This is a genomic window from Streptomyces sp. NPDC001513 (genome assembly GCF_042894695.1).
GTDB lineage: Bacteria > Actinomycetota > Actinomycetes > Streptomycetales > Streptomycetaceae > Streptomyces.
On the sequence record NZ_JBIAVU010000003.1, the window covers coordinates 1 to 16,039 of the forward strand.

Genomic DNA, 16,039 nt, shown 5'->3' on the forward strand with positions numbered 1-16,039 from the left:
TGCGGGGATCACCCCGACACACACCCGACCCCGGCCCAACCGGCCCGGTTCGATCCCGGCCGCGGCGGCATTTCACCCCGGCCTGGCTGCACCATTCGGCTTCGCCGCACCAATTCAGCCCCTCCGGCGTTTGAGGAGCGGGGTTCGGGCCGGGCCCCGGTTTCCAGCCTCGCCGGCGATTGAGGCGCGGGGGCTGGGGCCGAGCCCCCGGAGGGAAGGGCAGACGAGTCGGCCTGTACGCCGGGTTCTGTCGCCCGGAGACCTCGCGGTCGCCGGGGAGACGGCCATCCATCTAGGACCGGTGTTGCCACCGGCCTCGTGCGGTCTACCCGCGAACTCGGGCGGGCAGCCCTCAAGCGTTCGCGCAGACCCGTCCGGAGACGGATCCTCTTGACCTTGCTCCGGGTGGGGTTTACCTAGCCGCCTGAGTCACCTCAGGCGCTGGTGGTCTCTTACACCACCGTTTCACCCTTACCGGGGACCGAGGTCCCCGGCGGTCTGTTTTCTGTGGCACTGTCCCGCGGGTTACCCCGGGTGGGCGTTACCCACCACCCTGCCCTGTGGAGCCCGGACGTTCCTCGGCGGGATCCGAGGATCCCGACGCGGCCGCCCGGCCGACTCGTCTGCCGTGGTGGACATGTTACCCGGGGCGACGGCCGCGCTTGACCTTGACGCAACGGCAGGGTTTCTACTGGGCTCATGCGGATCGGAGAGATCGCCGCGGTCGTCGGGGTCACCACCCGGGCGATCCGGCACTACCACCATGTCGGGCTGCTCCCGGAGCCGGAGCGGCGCCCCAACGGATATCGGGCCTACAGCGTCCGCGACGCCGTCCTGCTCGCCCGCGTACGCCGCCTCACCGAGCTCGGGCTGAGCCTCGACGAGGTGCGCGACGTGCTCGCGGACGACGCCGGGCGCGAACTGGCCGACGTACTCGAAGAGCTCGACGCCGACCTGGCCCGGCAGGAGGCCGAGATCGCGGAGCGCCGCCGGCGGCTCGCGGTGCTGCTCGCCGCCGGGCCGGGGGAGGGCGAGCCCCTGTCGCCCGCGCTCGCCGAACTGCTGGCGAAGGCGCCCGCGACCGATTCCCCGACCGCGGCCAAGGACCGTGAGCACCTGATCCTCCTCGACGCGGCGGGCGCGGGCGGCCAGGAGGTCTACGCCGCTCTCGGGCCGCTCGCCGCGGACCCCGCCGTGCTCGTCCTGTACGAGCGCCTCGACGAGCTCGCCGACGCCCCCGTGGACGATCCGCGGATCCCGGCGCTGGCGGCGGAGCTCGTGGCGTCCGTCCCCGATGAGGTGTTCGCCGCGATCCCCACCGACGGGACGGTCGTGGCCGGGTTCAAGGAGGCGCTGCTCGCCGAGTACGCGCCCGCGCAGGCGGAGGTCGTCCGCCGCGTCATGGAGGCGTTCATCGAGAGGGGGCGGGGATGACCCGCATACGGGCGGCGCGGATCGCCGTCACCGCCGTGGTCCCGGCGGAGCTGGGGCTCGTGGTGTGCCTGGCGGCCGGGGTGCGCGTGCCCGGCTGGGCGCTCGCCGCCACCGAGGTGGTGCTCGTCGCCGTGCTGCTGCTGGAGGCCTGGGTGCTGCACGGGCTCTACGCCGCCGGGCGGGCCCGCGGGGCCGGGCGCGGGGAGGCCCGGCGGGAGGCCGTGCGGGCCGTGGTCCCGGTCCAGGTACGGCGGCTGCTGCGGCACGAGCTGCACGCCCTCGCCGCCCTCGGCAGGTGGACGGTGCGCAGGCGGCACGGGGTGCGCCCCGGTGACCTGGCCGTCGCGTACACGGGGCCGCAGACGGCCATGATGTACGGGATGCTCTTCGTGTCGGTGGTGGAGACGGTGGCCCTGGCCTTCCTCATCCCCTGGCCGGCCGTCCACAGGGTGGTGCTCGTGCTCGACGTGTACGGGATCCTGATCGTGCTCGCCCTGCATGCCGCCTGCGTCACCCGGCCGCACGTGGTCCGCCCGGACGGGTCCCTGCTGATCCGCTACGGAGCCCTCTTCGACCTCGCCGTACCGCCGGACGCGGTGGCCTCGGTCCGGGTGGAGCGCCGCTACCCCGAGGGCCGGCTGGTCACGCTGTCGGAGGACGGGGTGCTCGACCTGATCGTCGGCAGCCAGACCACGGTGACCCTGGAGCTGAACCGGCCGGTGCGCTTCACCCGCCCGCTCGGCGCCACCGCCGAGGCGCGGACGGTGCGCTTCCACGCCGACGATCCGCGTGCGCTGGTCACCGCCCTGCGCCGGCAGCCGGCCACGTCCTAGGCGGGCGCGAAGAGGATCTTCGCCGTGCCCGGGTCGGCCTCCGTCAGCCGGACCCGGATGCGGTCGCCCAGCGGCAGCGCCAGCGTGGCGGACTCGATGCGTCCGACGACCGCCGGGTCCTCCAGGTGGACCGTGCCGACCAGCGGCTCGTGGTCGTTGACGTCGATGACCGTGGCCTCGAAGGTCTCGCCGACGCGGTCCTTCAGCACGGCCGCCTCGACGAGGTCCACGGACTCCCGCTCGACGGTGTTCGCCAGCCGGGTGCCCTCCGCCATCTCCCGGGGGAGCGCGTCCAGGGCCGCCACTGCCCACTGCGGAGGCTCGGCCCCGGCGACCGCCGCCACGCAGAGCTCGCCGGCGTACCGGTCGGCGAGTCGGCGCAGCGGCGCGGTGCAGTGGGCGTACGGGGCCGCCACCGCGGAGTGGATCGCCGGGTCGGGGGTCTCGCCGCCGGTGAAGACGGTGTAGCCCGCGCCGCGCAGCAGGGCCGTGCACTCCTGGAGGAAGGCGGCGTGGGCGGGGCGGTGCGGATCGAGGGAGCGTACGAGTTCGGCGTACGGGACGTGGTGCGGCCAGTCGATCCGCAGGGCCTTCGCCGCCCGCCGGAGCCGGCCGACGGCGCCGTCGGGGGCGCTCGGCAGCGTACGGAGGATGCCCGTGCCGGTGGCCAGCATCAGATCGGCCGCGGCCATGCCGGTCATCAGGGAGAGCTGCGCGTTCCAGCCGTCCGCGGGGAGCGGGGCGCGGTAGGCCAGGGAGTACGTGCCGTCGTGCTCGACGACCTCCTGCTCGGGCACGTTGAGCGAGATGCCGCCGCGCTCCTGTTCCAGGGCCTCGCGGAGCCGGCCGATGTCCCGCAGCAGGGCCAGCGGCTCCTCGGCCGTGCCGCTGTCGATGGCCTTCTGGACGCGGTCGTAGTCGAGTTTGGCGCGGCTGCGGACGAGGGCCCGCCGCACGTCGGCGGTCTCCACCCGGCCGTCGGGGTCCAGGTCGAAGCGCCACAGCAGGGCGGGGCGGGTGCGGTCGGGCAGCAGGCTGGCCGCGTCCTCCGAGAGCACGGCCGGGTGCAGCGGGATCCGCTCGTCGGGGAAGTAGAGGGTGGTGACGCGCCGGTGGGCCTCCGCGTCGAGCGGGCCGCCGGGGGTGACGAAGGCGGCGACGTCGGCGATGGCGTAGTGGACGCGGTAGCCGCCGGCGGGGCGCTTCGCCAGGTGCATGGCCTGGTCGAGGTCGACGGAGGACGGCGGGTCGATGGTGAAGAGGGGGATGTCGGTGCTGTCCAGGTCGGGGAGGCGGGGGTGCGCGGCCGCGTGCTCGGCCTCGGCGAGGACCGCCGCCGGGAAGTGCGCGGGCACTCCCAGCTCCGTCCGCAGTTCACGCAGCGCGGCCCGCAGAGCAGCCCCGTCTGCGCCGGTCATGTGCATCTGACGGCGTGGCATGGACCGAGCCTATGGTCGGGCGGCCCGGACGGCACGGCGAGCCGTCTACCCTGGCCGGGGGGCCGCATCCCCTGCGCCGTGTCGTATTGAAGGAGAACCACCGTGCTCGTGCTGCTGCCGCCGTCCGAAGGAAAGGCCGCCGGCGGCTCCGGCGCACCGCTGAAGCCGGAGTCCCTGTCGCTGCCCGGTCTGGCCCCGGCCCGTGCGGCGGTGCTGGAGGAACTGGTCGAGCTGTGCGCGGGCGACGAGCTCAAGGCGCGCGAGGTGCTGGGGCTGAGCGAGGGCCTGCGGGGCGAGGTCGCGAAGAACGTGGAGCTGCGCTCGGCGGTGGCCCGGCCGGCGGGGGAGATCTACACGGGCGTGCTGTACGACGCGCTGGGCCTGGCCGACCTGCCCGCGGCGGCGCGGGGCCGCGCGGAGGACGCGCTGCTCGTGTTCTCGGGGCTGTGGGGCGCGGTGCGGATCACCGACCGGATTCCCTCGTACCGCTGCTCGATGGGCGTGAAGCTGCCGGCGCTGGGCGCGCTCGGCGCGTACTGGCGGGGGCCGATGGCCTCCGTCATGCCCGAGGCGGCGGGCGAGGGGCTGGTCCTGGACCTGCGGTCCTCGGCGTACGCGGCCGCGTGGAAGCCGAAGGGCGAGGTGGCGGGGCGGACGGCGACCGTGCGGGTGCTGCACTCGCAGGTGGTGGACGGGGTGGAGAAGCGGTCGGTGGTGAGCCACTTCAACAAGGCGACGAAGGGTCGCCTGGTGCGTGACCTGCTGCTCGCGGGGGCCGCCCCGGCGTCGCCCGCCGAGCTGGTCACGGCCCTGCGCGACCTGGACTACGTCGTCGAGGCCGAGCCCCCCACGAAGCCGGGCAAGGCCTGGTCCCTCGACGTGGTCGTCACCCAGATCCACCATTGAGACCAACGCCGGCGAGGCTGGGCATTTCAGCCTCGCCGGTGGCATCAGCCATATCCAGCCCCGCCTGGGGGCACCTCCCAGCGGTAGCTGGGGGAGTTTGAGGCGCGGGGTGTGGGGCGGAAGCCCCAAGGCCGGGCGGAGCCCGGCTAGTGGCCCAGGGGCCAGGCGACGGCGGCCGGGGTCAGATTCGCGGTACCCGCGTAAGTGGCGCAGGCGTCCGTCAGCGTTTCCAGGAGCGTCAGCGGGTCCGGCAGCGGGTGCTCCATGCCGCGCAGCCACGTCACCGCGAGGTCACCGGGGAGGGCCGCCGGCGGGACCAGGACGTAGCTGCCGCGGCAGTGCCAGCGCAGCCCCGGGTGTTCGTCCATCGTCTCGGGATGGCAGTCCAGTTCGCACGGCCACCACTCGTCCTCGTCCTCGGGGGTGCCGCGGGTGGCGGTGAAGAAGAGCATGCGGGCCTGCTCGCCGGTGCCGCCGGACTCGGCGACGGGGCCGACCTCGATCCCGGCCTCCAGCAGGCGGGCCAGTGCGGCGGCGCCGGCTTCCAGCGGGACGTCGAGCACGTCGTGGACCATGCCGGTCGCGGTGATGAAGTTGGCCTGGGGCTGGTTGCGCGCCCAGCGTTCGACCTGTGCGCGGTCGGTGGTCGACTGGGTCTGCCAGGCGAAGGAGATGGGGTGCCGTGCGGGCGTCGGACAGCCGATCCTGTCGCACGAACATCGGTAGCCGGCGGGATGGGCGGCGGGGGCGAGCGGCAGACCGGCGGCGGCGACGGCCAGGAGGAGCGCCTCGCGCTCGCGTGCGGGGTCCTCGGTGGTGGGTTTCTGGCGCCGGCGCAGCCACTGGGAAATCCTGCTCTGCTCGCCGCGTTTGACGCGGCCGGACTCAGACCCCATCTATCCCCTCACCTCACCGTATCCCCGGCGGACCTTCACATCGTCCCACCATCCTGCGCCCCGGGTGACCGCTCTTGACGACCGGGGGCCGGGGATGAGTGACCGGCAAACCATTAGATATCGGCAGGAACGGGATGAATCCTCTCGGGTGGTCGCCGGCCGTCGGGCGGCTAGCGGGCGGTGACGTTGGCCACCCCGCCCAGCACCCGGTCCACCAGCGCGTCCGTGTAAGCGTGCGTCAGGGGTGCGGTGCGCAGCAGCCAGCGGTACGTCAGCGGCCCGAGCAGCATCTCGACCGTCAGCCGCAGATCGGTGTCCGGTGCGAGCTGGCCGGCCTCCCGGGCCGTGTGCAGCCGAGCCTCGTAAAGGGCGAGCTGCGGCTCCAGCAGCTGCTCGGTGAAGCGGGCGCCGAGTTCGGGGTCGGTGGCCCCGGCCGCCGTCAGGGCGCGCGCGGGGGCCTCGTACTTCTCGTCGTTGAACTCGTCGACCGTGGCGCGCAGTACGTACTTCAGGTCGGCGGCGAGGTCCCCGGTGTCGGGGAAGCCGGTCCACTGGCCCTCCGTCTCGGCGTCGCCGGCGAGGGCGAGCGAGGCGTCGAGGAGGACGGCGGCCTTCGACGGCCACCAGCGGTAGATGGTCTGCTTGCCGACGCCCGCGCGGGCGGCGATGGCCTCGATGGTCAGCTTGTTGTAGCCGACCTCCCCGACGAGGGCGAGCGCGGCGTCGAGGATGGCGCGCCGGGAGCGGTCGCTGCGGCGGGTGGCGTCAGGGGTCTTGGTCATGGCCCGAACCTATCAATGCGAGACGTCTCGTCTTCCTATGGTTGCGTAAACCACCCGGTCAGTTCACTGTGTCGTCCAGCGGGAGGAGAGACGATTCTCTTCCGTACTCGTCCAGAGTCGTGAAAGTCGTGAGGAGCCTTCTTTGCGCAGAGACGCCACACCCCGGCGCTACCTGATGTGCCCACCCGCACACTTCAAGGTCACGTACTCCATCAATCCGTGGATGGATCCCACGAAACCGGTGGACCTGCCCCTCGCACACGCCCAGTGGGAAGACCTGAGGGACCGCTACCGCGCCCTCGGCCACACCGTCGAGACCCTCGTACCCGACCCCGGGCTGCCCGACATGGTGTTCGCGGCGAACGGGGCCCTCGTCGTCGACGGACGGGTGCTCGGCGCCCGGTTCGCCTACCCGGAACGGGCCGCCGAGGCCGAGATCCACCTCGACTGGTTCCGCGGCCACGGCTTCCAGGACGTCCACGAGCCGTCCCACGTCAACGAGGGCGAGGGCGACTTCGCGGTCACGGCCACCTACATCCTGGCCGGCCGGGGCTTCCGCTCCAGCCCGCTCTCGCACGACGAGGCCCAGGAGTTCTTCGGCCGGCCCGTCATCGGCCTCGACCTGGTGGACCCGCGCTACTACCACCTGGACACGGCGCTCAGCGTCCTCGACGGCGACGAGATCATGTACTACCCCGACGCCTTCTCGCCCGGCAGCCAGGGCGTGCTCAGACGCCTCTTCCCGGACGCCCTGATCGCGGACGGCCGGGACGCGGCCGCCCTCGGCCTGAACGCGGTGTCCGACGGCCGGCACGTCCTGCTCCCGCAGGCGGCCACCGGCCTGCTGGAGCCGCTGCGGGACCGGGGGTTCGAGCCGATCCCGATGGATCTGGGCGAACTGCTCAAGGGCGGCGGCAGCGTGAAGTGCTGCACGCAGGAGCTGCGGCCCTAGGTCCTAGTCGTCTTCGGAGGGGGGCGGCCAGGCCTGGCCCCAGTCGGCGTCCCGCGCCGCCTTGTAGAGGTCGCCGTGGCGTTTGGTCACGTTGACCCGGGTCAGGCCCGCCCCCTCGCCGTCCTGCGGGCCGCACAGCTCCAGCAGGACGAGCCCCTTGCGGATCTGCGGCCTTCGGGTGATCCGGGAAGCGGCCGGCTCCACCGGGAAGCGGGTCGCGGCGACGTAGCTGAACTTCTCGTCCTCGTACGGGAGTGAGCCGCCCTTGACCTTCCGGTGCAGGGAGGACCGGCTGACCCGCGCCGAGAAGTGGCACCAGTCCTGACCGACCTCGATCGGACAGGTCCCGTCGTGCGGGCACGGGGCGGCGACCCGCAGCCCGGCCGCGATCAGCTGGTCGCGGGCCTCGCGGATGCGGAGGTAGCCCTCCGGCGTGCCCGGCTCGATCAGCACCACCGCCTGCCCGGCCCGCGACGCCTCGGCGACCACCGCGGTACGGGCCTGCGGGGTCAGCTCGCCCAGCACGTACGAGACCGTCACCAGGTCGGCGTCGGGCAGGGACAGGCCGGAGCCGATGACGGCCCGCCGCCAGTCCGCCGCGCGGAGCACCGGCGAGGCCGAGGCGCGCGCCAGCTCCTGGCCGAGCTTCAGCGCCGGCTCCGCCCAGTCCAGCACCGTGGTCTGCCGCGGGCCGTCCCAGGTGGCGTCCACCGCCCAGGTCGCGGCGCCCGTGCCGCCGCCCACGTCCACGTGCGAGCCCGGCGCCCAGTCCGGCGCCGCCTCGGCCAGGCCGTCCAGGGCCGCCCGTACCGCCTCGAAGGTGGCGGGCATCCGGTACGCCGCGTACGCCGCCACGTCGGAGCGGTCGCGCAGGACGGGGGCGTCGGTCGGGGTCTGCCCCCGGTAGCTGGCGATGAGCCGCTCGACGGCGGCCGCGGCCTGCTTGGGCGGGAGGCCGTCGAGCAGCCCGCCGAGCGTGTGGCGGAGGGTCTCGGCGGTGGTGGGGGCGGAGGCGTTCACCTGCGAAGTTTATGTCGCGAGCGGAACGCCCCCGACCCTCCCCCAGACTCCGTCCGGGGCCCCCCGCCTCAGACGCCGGCGGGGCCGGATTTCCACGGGCGGCAGAGGCCCAGGAAGGCGGTCAGGGAGAGGAGGGCGCAGACCAGTTGGACCAGTGCCATCGGGACGGCCGTGTCCTCGCCCGCGATGCCCACCAGCGGCGAGGCGATCGCGCCGATCAGGAACGAGGACGTGCCGAGGAGCGCGGAGGCCGAGCCCGCCGCGTGCGGGGTGCGCATCAGGGCCTGGGCGTTGGTGTTCGGCAGGACCACGCCCATCGCCGACATCAGGACGAACAGCGCGGCGGCGATCGGGGTCAGCCCGACCTCGCCGAACACCCCCGTCGACATCAGCAGCAGGGCCACCGCCGCCGCCGTGATGGTCGCGAGGCCGACGGCCAGGACCTTGTCCAGGCTGACCCGGCCGACCAGCAGCTTGCCGTTGACCTGGCCGACGAGGATCAGGCCGACGGAGTTCAGGCCGAAGAGCAGGGCGAAGGCCTGGGGCGAGGCCCCGTAGATCTCCTGCACCACGAAGGGGGAGGCGGAGATGTACGAGAAGAGCACGGCGAAGGCGAAGCCGCCGGTCAGGGTGTAGCCGGCGAAGACGCGGTCGCCGAGCAGCCCGCGCATGGTCCGCAGGGCGGAGCCGACGCCGCCGGTGTGCCGCCGCTCGGGCGGCAGGGTCTCGCCGAGGCTGCGCCAGACCATCAGGGTGAGGACCGTGCCGACGCCGGTGAGGACGACGAAGACGCCCCGCCAGTCGGCGAAGCGCAGCACCTGGCCGCCGATGAGCGGGGCGATGATCGGGGCGGCCCCGGATATGAGCATCAGGGTGGAGAAGAAGCGGGCCATCTCGTCGCCGTCGTACAGGTCGCGTACGACGGCCCGTGCGATGACGATCGCGGCGGCGCCGGCCAGGCCCTGGAGGAGCCGGAAGGAGATCAGCAGCTCGGCGGTCGGCGCGAGGGCGCAGATCGCGGTGGCCAGGACGTAGACGACCATGCCGGCGAGCAGGGGCCGGCGCCGGCCCCACTTGTCGCTCATCGGGCCGATCACGAGCTGGCCCAGGGCCATGCCGGCGAGGCAGGCCGTCAGGGTGAGCTGGACGGTCGCGGCGGGGCTGTTCAGGGCATCGGTGACCTGCGGCAGGGCCGGCAGGTACATGTCCATGGACAGCGGGGGGAGGGCGGTGAGCCCCCCGAGTATGAAGGTGACGAGAAGCCCCGTGCGGCGTGCTGCCGTCAGGGGCTTCGTGGTGACGGGGGCGGAGGGCGATTCGGGCGACGAGTCGTGCGAGGGTGCCGTCGCGGGGCCTCTCTCCGACATGCGGAACTCCAGTCTGCTCATCTGCTTTACGCACCCCTGACCGACCCATGCTCTCAGCAATCGGAACGTCCCGGGACCGGGCGGCCGTGTGACGTACCCTGCGGGCCCATGGACGAAAGTACGAAGAAGATCGCCGTGGTCACCGGCGCCGGCTCCGGAATCGGCCGCTCCGTGGCGCTGACCCTGGCCGCGGCGGGCTGGTCCGTGGCCGTCGCGGGCCGCCGGACCGAGCCGCTCGAACAGACCGCCGCCGCGGCCGGATCCGACGCCGACGTGCTGTGCGTACGGGCGGACGTCAGCGACCCGGACGACGTGACTGCGCTGTTCGAGTCAGTGCGGGCCCGTTACGGGCGCCTCGACCTGCTGTTCAACAACGCCGGCACCTTCGGCCCGGGCGGGGTCCCGCTGGAGGACATCACCTACGAGGCCTGGCGCTCGGTCGTGGACGTCAACCTGACCGGCGCCTTCCTGTGCGCGCAGGCCGCCTTCCGGCAGATGAGGCGGCAGGACCCGCAGGGCGGCCGCATCATCAACAACGGCTCCATCTCGGCGCACGTGCCGCGCCCGAACTCCATCGCCTACACCGCGACCAAGCACGCGATGACGGGCCTGACGAAGTCCCTGTCGCTGGACGGACGTCCGTACCGGATCGCCTGCGGCCAGATCGACATCGGCAACGCGGCGACCGAGATGACCGAGCGGATGCAGACCGGCATCCTCCAGGCCAACGGGCAGCTGGTCGTCGAACCGGTGATGGACGCCGCCGACGTGGCCCGTACGGTCCTGCACATGGCGGAACTCCCGCTGGGGGCCAACGTGCAGTTCGCGACGGTGATGGCGACGTCGATGCCGTACATCGGGCGGGGCTAGGCCGGCTCTTCCGGCCTAGGCCGGCTCCGGCGCGTCGGTCCCGTGCTGTGCGCGGGCCGCGAGCCGGCCCTGGAGGAACGGGTCGGCGTCCGGGGCGTACGGGCCCCGGTGCGCGGCCAGGTGTTCCTCGATGCGCTCCCACTCGGCGACCACGGCCGGGTCGGCGGCCGCCGCGCGCGCCGCCTCGAGCTCGGCCTCCACCTGGTGGTGCCCCATCCCGACGGCCTCGGCGCGGACCCGGTCGACGGCGGTGCGCTCTCCCGGGGCCGGGTCGTGCGGCTCGTGGGCGGCCTCCACGGCGGCCTCGTCGGGGTGCTCGGTCATCGTCGTCCCCGTTCTCGCGGTGCGTGTGCCGGTCGCCCCGCTCGTACCCAGCGCGGAGCCGTCCACTCCGTCGGGCCCGAAAGGCCTGGACCCGCACGGTGCTCCGCACGATCATGGCCGCATGACCGTTACCGAGGTACTGCGCTACACGGCCTTCTCCCACGACCCCGCCGGCGGCAACCCCGCCGGGGTCGTGCTCGACGCGGCCGGGCTGGACGACGGCGCGATGCTCGCGATCGCCGCCCGCCTGGGGTACAGCGAGACCGCCTTCCTGACCGCACCGCCCGAGGGGCTCGGCGGCCCGGCGGGCCGGTCCTTCACCGTGCGGTACTTCAGCCCCAAGGCGGAGGTCCCCTTCTGCGGGCACGCCACCGTGGCCACGGCCGTGGCGCTGGCCGAGCGGATCGGTCCGGGCGAACTGCTCCTCGCGACGCGGGCGGGCACCGTGCCGGTGTCCGTCACCGCCGAGGAAGGCGGGCGGCTGCGGGCCACGCTGACCAGCGTCGAGCCGCACATCGAGGAGATCGGCTCGGACGACCTCGCCGAGGCGCTGGCCGCGCTGGACTGGCCGGTGGGGGACCTGGACCCGGCGTTCCCGCCCCGGATCGCCTACGCCGGAGCCCGCCACCTGGTGCTCGGTGCGGCCAGCCGGGCGCGACTCGCGGACCTCGCGTACGACTTCGCCCGGCTGGAGGCCCTGATGCGGCGTCTGGACCTCACGACGGTCCAGCTGGTGCACCGGGCGGGCCCGGCGGAGTTCCACGTACGGGACCCCTTCCCGGTCGGCGGCGTCGTCGAGGACCCGGCCACGGGGGCCGCGGCGGCCGCGTTCGGCGCGTACGCGCGGGAGCTCGGGCTGGTCCCGGCGGACGCCGTGCTCACCCTCCACCAGGGCGAGGACATGGGCCGCCCGGGGATCCTCACGGTCGAACTCCGCGCCGGTGACCCCCGGGTCAGGGTGGGCGGCGAAGGCATCCGCCTCCCGTGACGGCGCATGTCGGCCCCGCCGGTCCCGACGCCCGGGCGTCCGCCCAGACCCACACGGAGAACGGCCCGTGCGGCCCGGCTTCCTGGGGCTCCGCCCCAGACCCTCCCCCAGACTCCGTCCGGGGGGACCCCCCCTCCTCAAACGCCGGAGGGGCTGGATATTTCAGCCTCGCCGGCGTTTGAGGAGCGGGGGTCCGGGGGCGGAGCCCCTGGGAACGGCGCCGCAGGCGAGTCGGGAGGTGCGCCCATGAGGGTGGTCGGATTTGCCGAGGCTGAGCTGCCCGCAGGGCTGCGGCGGGGGGTCGCGGAGCTGGAGGACGCGGCCTGGCCCGGGGCGGAGCCTGGGCATGATCCGGCCCTGGCTCCGCGGGCGCTGCTCCTGCTGGACGCGGACGGCGCCGTCGCCGCCTCGCTCGCCTTGCTGTTCAAGGAGATCCGGCTCGCGGGGCGGACCTACCGCGCGGCCGGGCTGAGCGCGGTCGTGACCCGGCCCGCGCTGCGCGGCCGGGGCTGCGGGGCGCGGCTGGTGGCGGCGGCCCGCGCCGAGCTCGCGGCGGACCCGGCCGTGGACCTGGTCCTGTTCAGCTGCGACCGCCCGCTGGCCCCCTTCTACGAGGCGGCCGGCTTCGCGCAGCTGCCCGGCACGGTGCTGGTGGGCGGCGCCCCCGACGACCCGGAGCCGCTCGCCACCGATGCCCCCGGCTTCGACAAGGTGGTGCTGGCGGACTTCTTCACGGACGACCCGGGCCGGGACCGCGCGGCCTTCACCGGCGTCCGCGTCCCGCTCCACCCCGGGCACACCGACCGGCTGTGGTGAGCGGTCAGCCCGCGGGCGCGGCGTCCGCGGGCTGCGGCTTCGGGCTGGCCGGGCGGCTGCGGTCGAGGAAGAACAGCACCAGCACGGGGACCAGGTACAGCGCCCACACCGTGAGCTGCAGGACGGTCGGGTCCGGCTGGAAGTTGAAGACGCCCTTGAGCAGCGTCCCGTACCAGCTGTCCGGCGGGATCGTCGCCGTGATGTCGAAGGCCTTGTCGCCCAGGCCGCCCAGGAAGCGGGCCTCCTGGAGGTCGTGGACCCCGTACGCGAGCACGCCCGCGGCCACGACCACCAGCATGGCGCCGGTCCACTTGAAGAACTTCGCCAGATTGATCTTCAGGGCGCCGCGGTAGAACAGCCAGCCCAGCACGATCGCCGTGGCGATGCCCAGCAGCACGCCGATCAGCGGGGCCGAGGAGCCCTCGCCGCTGGCCCGTACCGACGCCCACACGAACAGCGCGGTCTCCAGGCCCTCGCGGCCGACGGCCAGGAAGGCGGTGGCGACCAGCGCGCCCGTGCCCATGGCGAGGGCCGCGTCGAGCTTGCCGTGCAGCTCGGCCTTCAGATGCCGCGCGGTGCGCTTCATCCAGAAGACCATCCACGTCACCAGGCCCACCGAGATGATGGACAGGCTGCCGCCGAGGAGCTCCTGCGCCTCGAAGGTCAGCTCCTGGGTGCCGAATTCGAGCATCGCGCCGAAGGTGAGCGAGAGCGCGCAGGCGATCCCGATGCCGATCCACACGGGACGCAGGGCGTCCCGGCGCTCGGTCTTCACCAGGTACGCGACGAGGATGCAGACGACCAGGCTGGCCTCCAGCCCCTCGCGCAGGCCGATCAGATAGTTGCCGAACACGGCGTTGTTCCTCTCCGGCGGGGACTACGCGAACAGCGTCCGGCCCCACCAGTCGTCCTTGTCGCGGACGCCCGGCGGGACGGCGAAGACGGCCGAACCCACGTGCTGGATGTATTCGTTGAGAACGTCGGACTTCGCCAGGCTCCGCTGGATCGGGACGAAGCCCTTGCGCACGTCCCGCTGGTAGGCGAGGAAGAACAGGCCCGCGTCGAGGCGGCCCAGACCGTCCGTGCCGTCGGTGAAGGAGTAGCCGCGGCGCAGGATCGTCGCACCGTTGTTGGTGTCCGGGTGCGCCAGGCGGACGTGCGCCTCCGGCTTCATGGCCTTCAGGAAGGGCTCGTCGCGCTCCTTGGACTTGCCGACGGGGGCACCCTCGCCCTTGTCGCGGCCGAAGATGTCCTCCTGCTCCTGGAGGGGGGTGCGGTCCCAGATCTCGATGTTCATCCGGATCCGCCGGGCCACCAGGTAGGAGCCGCCGGTCAGCCAGTCGCTGCCGTCGCCCGCGCCGACCCACACGTGCTTGTCCAGGGCTTCCTTGTCGGTGCCCGAGATGTTCCGGGTGCCGTCCTTGAAGCCCATCATGTTGCGCGGGGTCTGCTCGTCGGGCGTGGTCGACGAGGTCTTGCCGAAGCCCAGCTGGGACCAGCGCACCGCGGTCTTGCCGAAGCCGATGCGGGCGAGCTGGCGGATGGCGTGCACGGCGACCTGCGGGTCGTCGGCGCAGGCCTGGACGCACAGGTCGCCGCCGGAGCGGGCCGGGTCCAGGTTGTCGCCGGGGAACAGCTCCAGGTCGATCAGCGCCTCGGGGCGCTTGCCCTCCAGGCCGAACCGGTTCTTCGCGAACAGGCCCGGACCGAAACCGACGGTCAGGGTGAGGCGGGAGGCCTTCAGACCCAGCGCCTCGCCCGTGTCGTCCGGCGGGGCCTCCGGGAGGCCGCCGAAGCCGCCCTCGCCGACCGGCTGGCCGGCCGTCATGCGGCGGGCCGCCTCGGTCCACTCCTTGAGGAGCCGGACCAGCTCCTCGCGGCTCTTCGTCTTCACGTCGAAGGCCGCGAAGTGCAGGCGGTCCTGCACGGCGGACGCGATACCGGCCTGGTGCTCGCCGTGGAAGGGGACGGCACTCCCGGCGGCCGCGGCGGAGACCATGTCCGACCCGTCGCCGAAGGCGGCCACCGCACCGCCGGCCGCGGCGGCGCCGAGCGCGAGCCCGGCACCGCCCCAGCCCAGGACGGCGCGCCGCGAGGGCGCGGCCGGGGACGTGTCGGCCGTCTGCTGCGGCTCGGGCGCCGTCGGCTCCGACTCCGGCTCCGACTGCGCGTGCGACTCGGTCATGGTGCTCTCCCGCCTGCCTCTTCTGCCGTTACTTCGTGACCGCGGCGGCGAGCTTGGAGAGCGGCTCACCGAGGGCGCTGACCGCGTCCGAGAGCTCCTTCTTCTCCGCGTCGCCGAGCTTGTCGTACGAGGTGAACTCGTAGGACGCCTTGTCCGCGCGGTACTTGTCCAGCAGCACCGTCATCGCCGCGAACTGGGTGTCCAGCTGCTTGGCGAGCTCCGGGTCGTTCTTCGTGGCGATCGGCTTCAGCAGCTCGTACGCCTTCTCCGCGCCCTCGATGTTGGCCTTGAAGTCGACCAGGTCGGTGCGGGAGTAACGCTCCTCCTCGCCCGTGACCTTGCCGGTGGCGACCTCGTCGAGGAGCTCCTTGGCGCCGTTGGCCATCGAGCTGGTGGTGATCTCGGCCGTGCCGACCCTCTTCTGCCAGTCGGCCAGGTCCGCCATCAGGGTGTCGGCGAGCTTCTTCTCGTCGTCGCCGATCTTGTTGTCGGCCCAGAGGGCCTTCTCCAGGCGGTGCCAGCCGGTCCAGTCCTTCGCCGGGTCCTGGCCGGCCTCCAGGCCGTCCTCGCGGACGTCGACCTTGGGGTCGATGTCGCCGAAGGACTCGGCGACCGGCTCGGTGCGCTCCCAGCCGATGCGGGAGGCGGCGTACAGCTTCTTGGCACCCTCGATGTCGCCGGCCTTGACCGCGTCGGCGAAGGCCTGGGCCTTGGGGAGGGTCTCCTCGGCCTGCGCGACCACGTAGGCGCGGTAGGCGGCGACCGCGGCGTCCGCCTCGGGGCTGCGCTTCTCCTCGGCGGCGCCCTTGCCGGTGGCCTTGACCTTCTTGGCGATGCCGTCGCCCTTCATGCCGGGCTTGCAGACGATCTCGTAGTCGCCCGCCTTGATCTCGGCGGTGATGGAGGCCTTGGTGCCGGGGCCGATGTTCTCGCGCTCGGTCACGATGCGGGCGTCCGGGAAGAGGACGTAGACCTCGGTGACCTTCGAGCCCTTGTTCTCGACGTCGATCTGCACCTTGCCCGACGGGAACTCCGTCTTCGACACGTCGCAGGCGCTGTCGGAGGCCGCGACCTTGATCACGTCGTCGCCACCCGCGTCGCTCTTCTGCGAGCAGCCGGTGACGGCGGTCAGAGCGGCCGCGACGGAGGCGGCGGCGATGACGGTGAGGCGGGCGGGGCGCATACGGGGCTCCTGGGCGTCGGACGAAGGGGCCGTCCCAAGGGGGA

At 73.3% G+C, this 16,039-nt stretch carries 15 protein-coding genes, 1 other RNA gene and 1 pseudogene; 7 read left to right on the forward strand and 10 right to left on the reverse strand.

Annotation, left to right across the window (positions count from 1 at the left end):
* Positions 1-220: 220 nt before the first annotated feature.
* Positions 221-622, reverse strand: an RNA gene (rnpB, locus tag ACFYZ4_RS06585) — RNase P RNA component class A.
* 77 nt (positions 623-699) lie between these two features.
* Here rnpB and ACFYZ4_RS06590 point away from each other — a divergent pair.
* Both ACFYZ4_RS06590 and ACFYZ4_RS06595 read left to right on the forward strand, forming a co-directional pair.
* On the forward strand, positions 700-1,434 hold the full coding sequence (locus ACFYZ4_RS06590; protein ID WP_351304655.1) for a MerR family transcriptional regulator: 735 nt from the start codon (positions 700-702) through the stop codon (positions 1,432-1,434).
* Positions 1,431-2,267 carry a hypothetical protein gene (locus ACFYZ4_RS06595; protein WP_390783253.1) on the forward strand — a complete coding sequence of 279 codons (837 nt, stop codon included), beginning with the start codon at positions 1,431-1,433 and terminating at the stop codon, positions 2,265-2,267. The genes ACFYZ4_RS06590 and ACFYZ4_RS06595 overlap by 4 nt, the downstream gene beginning before the upstream one ends.
* Here the strand turns inward: ACFYZ4_RS06595 and ACFYZ4_RS06600 are convergent.
* Positions 2,264-3,706, reverse strand: coding sequence for an RNB domain-containing ribonuclease (locus ACFYZ4_RS06600; RefSeq protein WP_390783254.1), 1,443 nt, complete (start codon positions 3,704-3,706; stop codon positions 2,264-2,266). The two genes, ACFYZ4_RS06595 and ACFYZ4_RS06600, sit on opposite strands and share 4 nt — an antisense overlap.
* A gap of 102 nt (positions 3,707-3,808) precedes the next feature.
* Here ACFYZ4_RS06600 and yaaA point away from each other — a divergent pair, with 102 nt between their 5' ends.
* Positions 3,809-4,612: a peroxide stress protein YaaA gene (gene yaaA / locus ACFYZ4_RS06605; RefSeq protein WP_390783255.1), complete on the forward strand. Its 804-nt coding sequence runs from the start codon at positions 3,809-3,811 to the stop codon at positions 4,610-4,612.
* 146 nt (positions 4,613-4,758) lie between these two features.
* On the opposite strand, the gene ACFYZ4_RS06610 is transcribed toward yaaA, so the two are convergent.
* Both ACFYZ4_RS06610 and ACFYZ4_RS06615 read right to left on the reverse strand, forming a co-directional pair.
* Positions 4,759-5,508, reverse strand: coding sequence for a bifunctional DNA primase/polymerase (locus ACFYZ4_RS06610; RefSeq protein WP_390783256.1), 750 nt, complete (start codon positions 5,506-5,508; stop codon positions 4,759-4,761).
* Positions 5,509-5,678: 170 nt separating this feature from the next.
* Positions 5,679-6,290 carry a TetR/AcrR family transcriptional regulator gene (locus ACFYZ4_RS06615; protein WP_351304030.1) on the reverse strand — a complete coding sequence of 204 codons (612 nt, stop codon included), beginning with the start codon at positions 6,288-6,290 and terminating at the stop codon, positions 5,679-5,681.
* A gap of 133 nt (positions 6,291-6,423) precedes the next feature.
* Between ACFYZ4_RS06615 and ddaH the strand changes: the two are divergent.
* A pseudogene (gene ddaH / locus ACFYZ4_RS06620) lies at positions 6,424-7,242 on the forward strand (dimethylargininase); the annotation flags it as partial.
* A 3-nt stretch (positions 7,243-7,245) separates the two neighbouring features.
* On the opposite strand, the gene ACFYZ4_RS06625 reads toward ddaH, so the two are convergent.
* Both ACFYZ4_RS06625 and ACFYZ4_RS06630 read right to left on the reverse strand, forming a co-directional pair.
* Positions 7,246-8,262 (reverse strand): small ribosomal subunit Rsm22 family protein, encoded by a 1,017-nt coding sequence (locus ACFYZ4_RS06625; protein WP_390783257.1) that lies wholly within the window; start codon positions 8,260-8,262, stop codon positions 7,246-7,248.
* Positions 8,263-8,330: 68 nt separating this feature from the next.
* Positions 8,331-9,629: a Bcr/CflA family multidrug efflux MFS transporter gene (locus ACFYZ4_RS06630; protein ID WP_390783258.1), complete on the reverse strand. Its 1,299-nt coding sequence runs from the start codon at positions 9,627-9,629 to the stop codon at positions 8,331-8,333.
* A gap of 108 nt (positions 9,630-9,737) precedes the next feature.
* On the opposite strand from ACFYZ4_RS06630, the gene ACFYZ4_RS06635 reads away from it, so the two are divergent.
* Positions 9,738-10,499: an SDR family oxidoreductase gene (locus tag ACFYZ4_RS06635; RefSeq protein WP_390783259.1), complete on the forward strand. Its 762-nt coding sequence runs from the start codon at positions 9,738-9,740 to the stop codon at positions 10,497-10,499.
* 15 nt (positions 10,500-10,514) lie between these two features.
* On the opposite strand, the gene ACFYZ4_RS06640 is transcribed toward ACFYZ4_RS06635, so the two are convergent.
* Entirely contained in the window at positions 10,515-10,823 is a 309-nt protein-coding gene (locus ACFYZ4_RS06640; protein ID WP_390783260.1) for a hypothetical protein, read from the reverse strand.
* Between the two features lie 121 nt (positions 10,824-10,944).
* On the opposite strand from ACFYZ4_RS06640, the gene ACFYZ4_RS06645 reads away from it, so the two are divergent.
* Both ACFYZ4_RS06645 and ACFYZ4_RS06650 read left to right on the forward strand, forming a co-directional pair.
* Positions 10,945-11,811, forward strand: coding sequence for a PhzF family phenazine biosynthesis isomerase (locus ACFYZ4_RS06645; RefSeq protein ID WP_351304016.1), 867 nt, complete (start codon positions 10,945-10,947; stop codon positions 11,809-11,811).
* Between the two features lie 246 nt (positions 11,812-12,057).
* Positions 12,058-12,627, forward strand: coding sequence for a GNAT family N-acetyltransferase (locus tag ACFYZ4_RS06650; RefSeq protein WP_390783261.1), 570 nt, complete (start codon positions 12,058-12,060; stop codon positions 12,625-12,627).
* Between the two features lie 4 nt (positions 12,628-12,631).
* Here ACFYZ4_RS06650 and efeU read toward each other — a convergent pair whose 3' ends face one another.
* From efeU to efeO, 3 genes are read right to left on the reverse strand one after another with little or no spacing between them, the layout of a single operon-like run.
* The gene (efeU, locus tag ACFYZ4_RS06655; RefSeq protein WP_390783262.1) at positions 12,632-13,480 is read right to left on the reverse strand and encodes an iron uptake transporter permease EfeU; all 849 of its coding nucleotides are present in this window, start codon (positions 13,478-13,480) and stop codon (positions 12,632-12,634) included.
* A 24-nt stretch (positions 13,481-13,504) separates the two neighbouring features.
* A complete protein-coding gene (gene efeB / locus ACFYZ4_RS06660; RefSeq protein ID WP_390783263.1) occupies positions 13,505-14,812 on the reverse strand; it encodes an iron uptake transporter deferrochelatase/peroxidase subunit in 1,308 nt (435 codons plus the stop codon).
* A 28-nt stretch (positions 14,813-14,840) separates the two neighbouring features.
* Positions 14,841-15,995, reverse strand: coding sequence for an iron uptake system protein EfeO (gene efeO / locus ACFYZ4_RS06665; RefSeq protein ID WP_351301017.1), 1,155 nt, complete (start codon positions 15,993-15,995; stop codon positions 14,841-14,843).
* Positions 15,996-16,039: the final 44 nt, after the last annotated feature.

What these genes read in the sequence shown, in the direction of transcription:
- ACFYZ4_RS06590 (WP_351304655.1), top strand. Translation starts at nt 700, where the DNA reads ATGCGGATCGGAGAGATCGCCGCGGTCGTCGGGGTCACCACCCGGGCG.
- ACFYZ4_RS06595 (WP_390783253.1), top strand. Translation starts at nt 1,431, where the DNA reads ATGACCCGCATACGGGCGGCGCGGATCGCCGTCACCGCCGTGGTCCCG.
- ACFYZ4_RS06600 (WP_390783254.1), bottom strand. Translation starts at nt 3,706, where the DNA reads ATGCCACGCCGTCAGATGCACATGACCGGCGCAGACGGGGCTGCTCTG.
- ACFYZ4_RS06610 (WP_390783256.1), bottom strand. Translation starts at nt 5,508, where the DNA reads ATGGGGTCTGAGTCCGGCCGCGTCAAACGCGGCGAGCAGAGCAGGATT.
- ACFYZ4_RS06615 (WP_351304030.1), bottom strand. Translation starts at nt 6,290, where the DNA reads ATGACCAAGACCCCTGACGCCACCCGCCGCAGCGACCGCTCCCGGCGC.
- ACFYZ4_RS06630 (WP_390783258.1), bottom strand. Translation starts at nt 9,629, where the DNA reads ATGTCGGAGAGAGGCCCCGCGACGGCACCCTCGCACGACTCGTCGCCC.
- ACFYZ4_RS06635 (WP_390783259.1), top strand. Translation starts at nt 9,738, where the DNA reads ATGGACGAAAGTACGAAGAAGATCGCCGTGGTCACCGGCGCCGGCTCC.
- ACFYZ4_RS06640 (WP_390783260.1), bottom strand. Translation starts at nt 10,823, where the DNA reads ATGACCGAGCACCCCGACGAGGCCGCCGTGGAGGCCGCCCACGAGCCG.
- ACFYZ4_RS06645 (WP_351304016.1), top strand. Translation starts at nt 10,945, where the DNA reads ATGACCGTTACCGAGGTACTGCGCTACACGGCCTTCTCCCACGACCCC.
- ACFYZ4_RS06650 (WP_390783261.1), top strand. Translation starts at nt 12,058, where the DNA reads ATGAGGGTGGTCGGATTTGCCGAGGCTGAGCTGCCCGCAGGGCTGCGG.
- efeB (WP_390783263.1), bottom strand. Translation starts at nt 14,812, where the DNA reads ATGACCGAGTCGCACGCGCAGTCGGAGCCGGAGTCGGAGCCGACGGCG.
- efeO (WP_351301017.1), bottom strand. Translation starts at nt 15,995, where the DNA reads ATGCGCCCCGCCCGCCTCACCGTCATCGCCGCCGCCTCCGTCGCGGCC.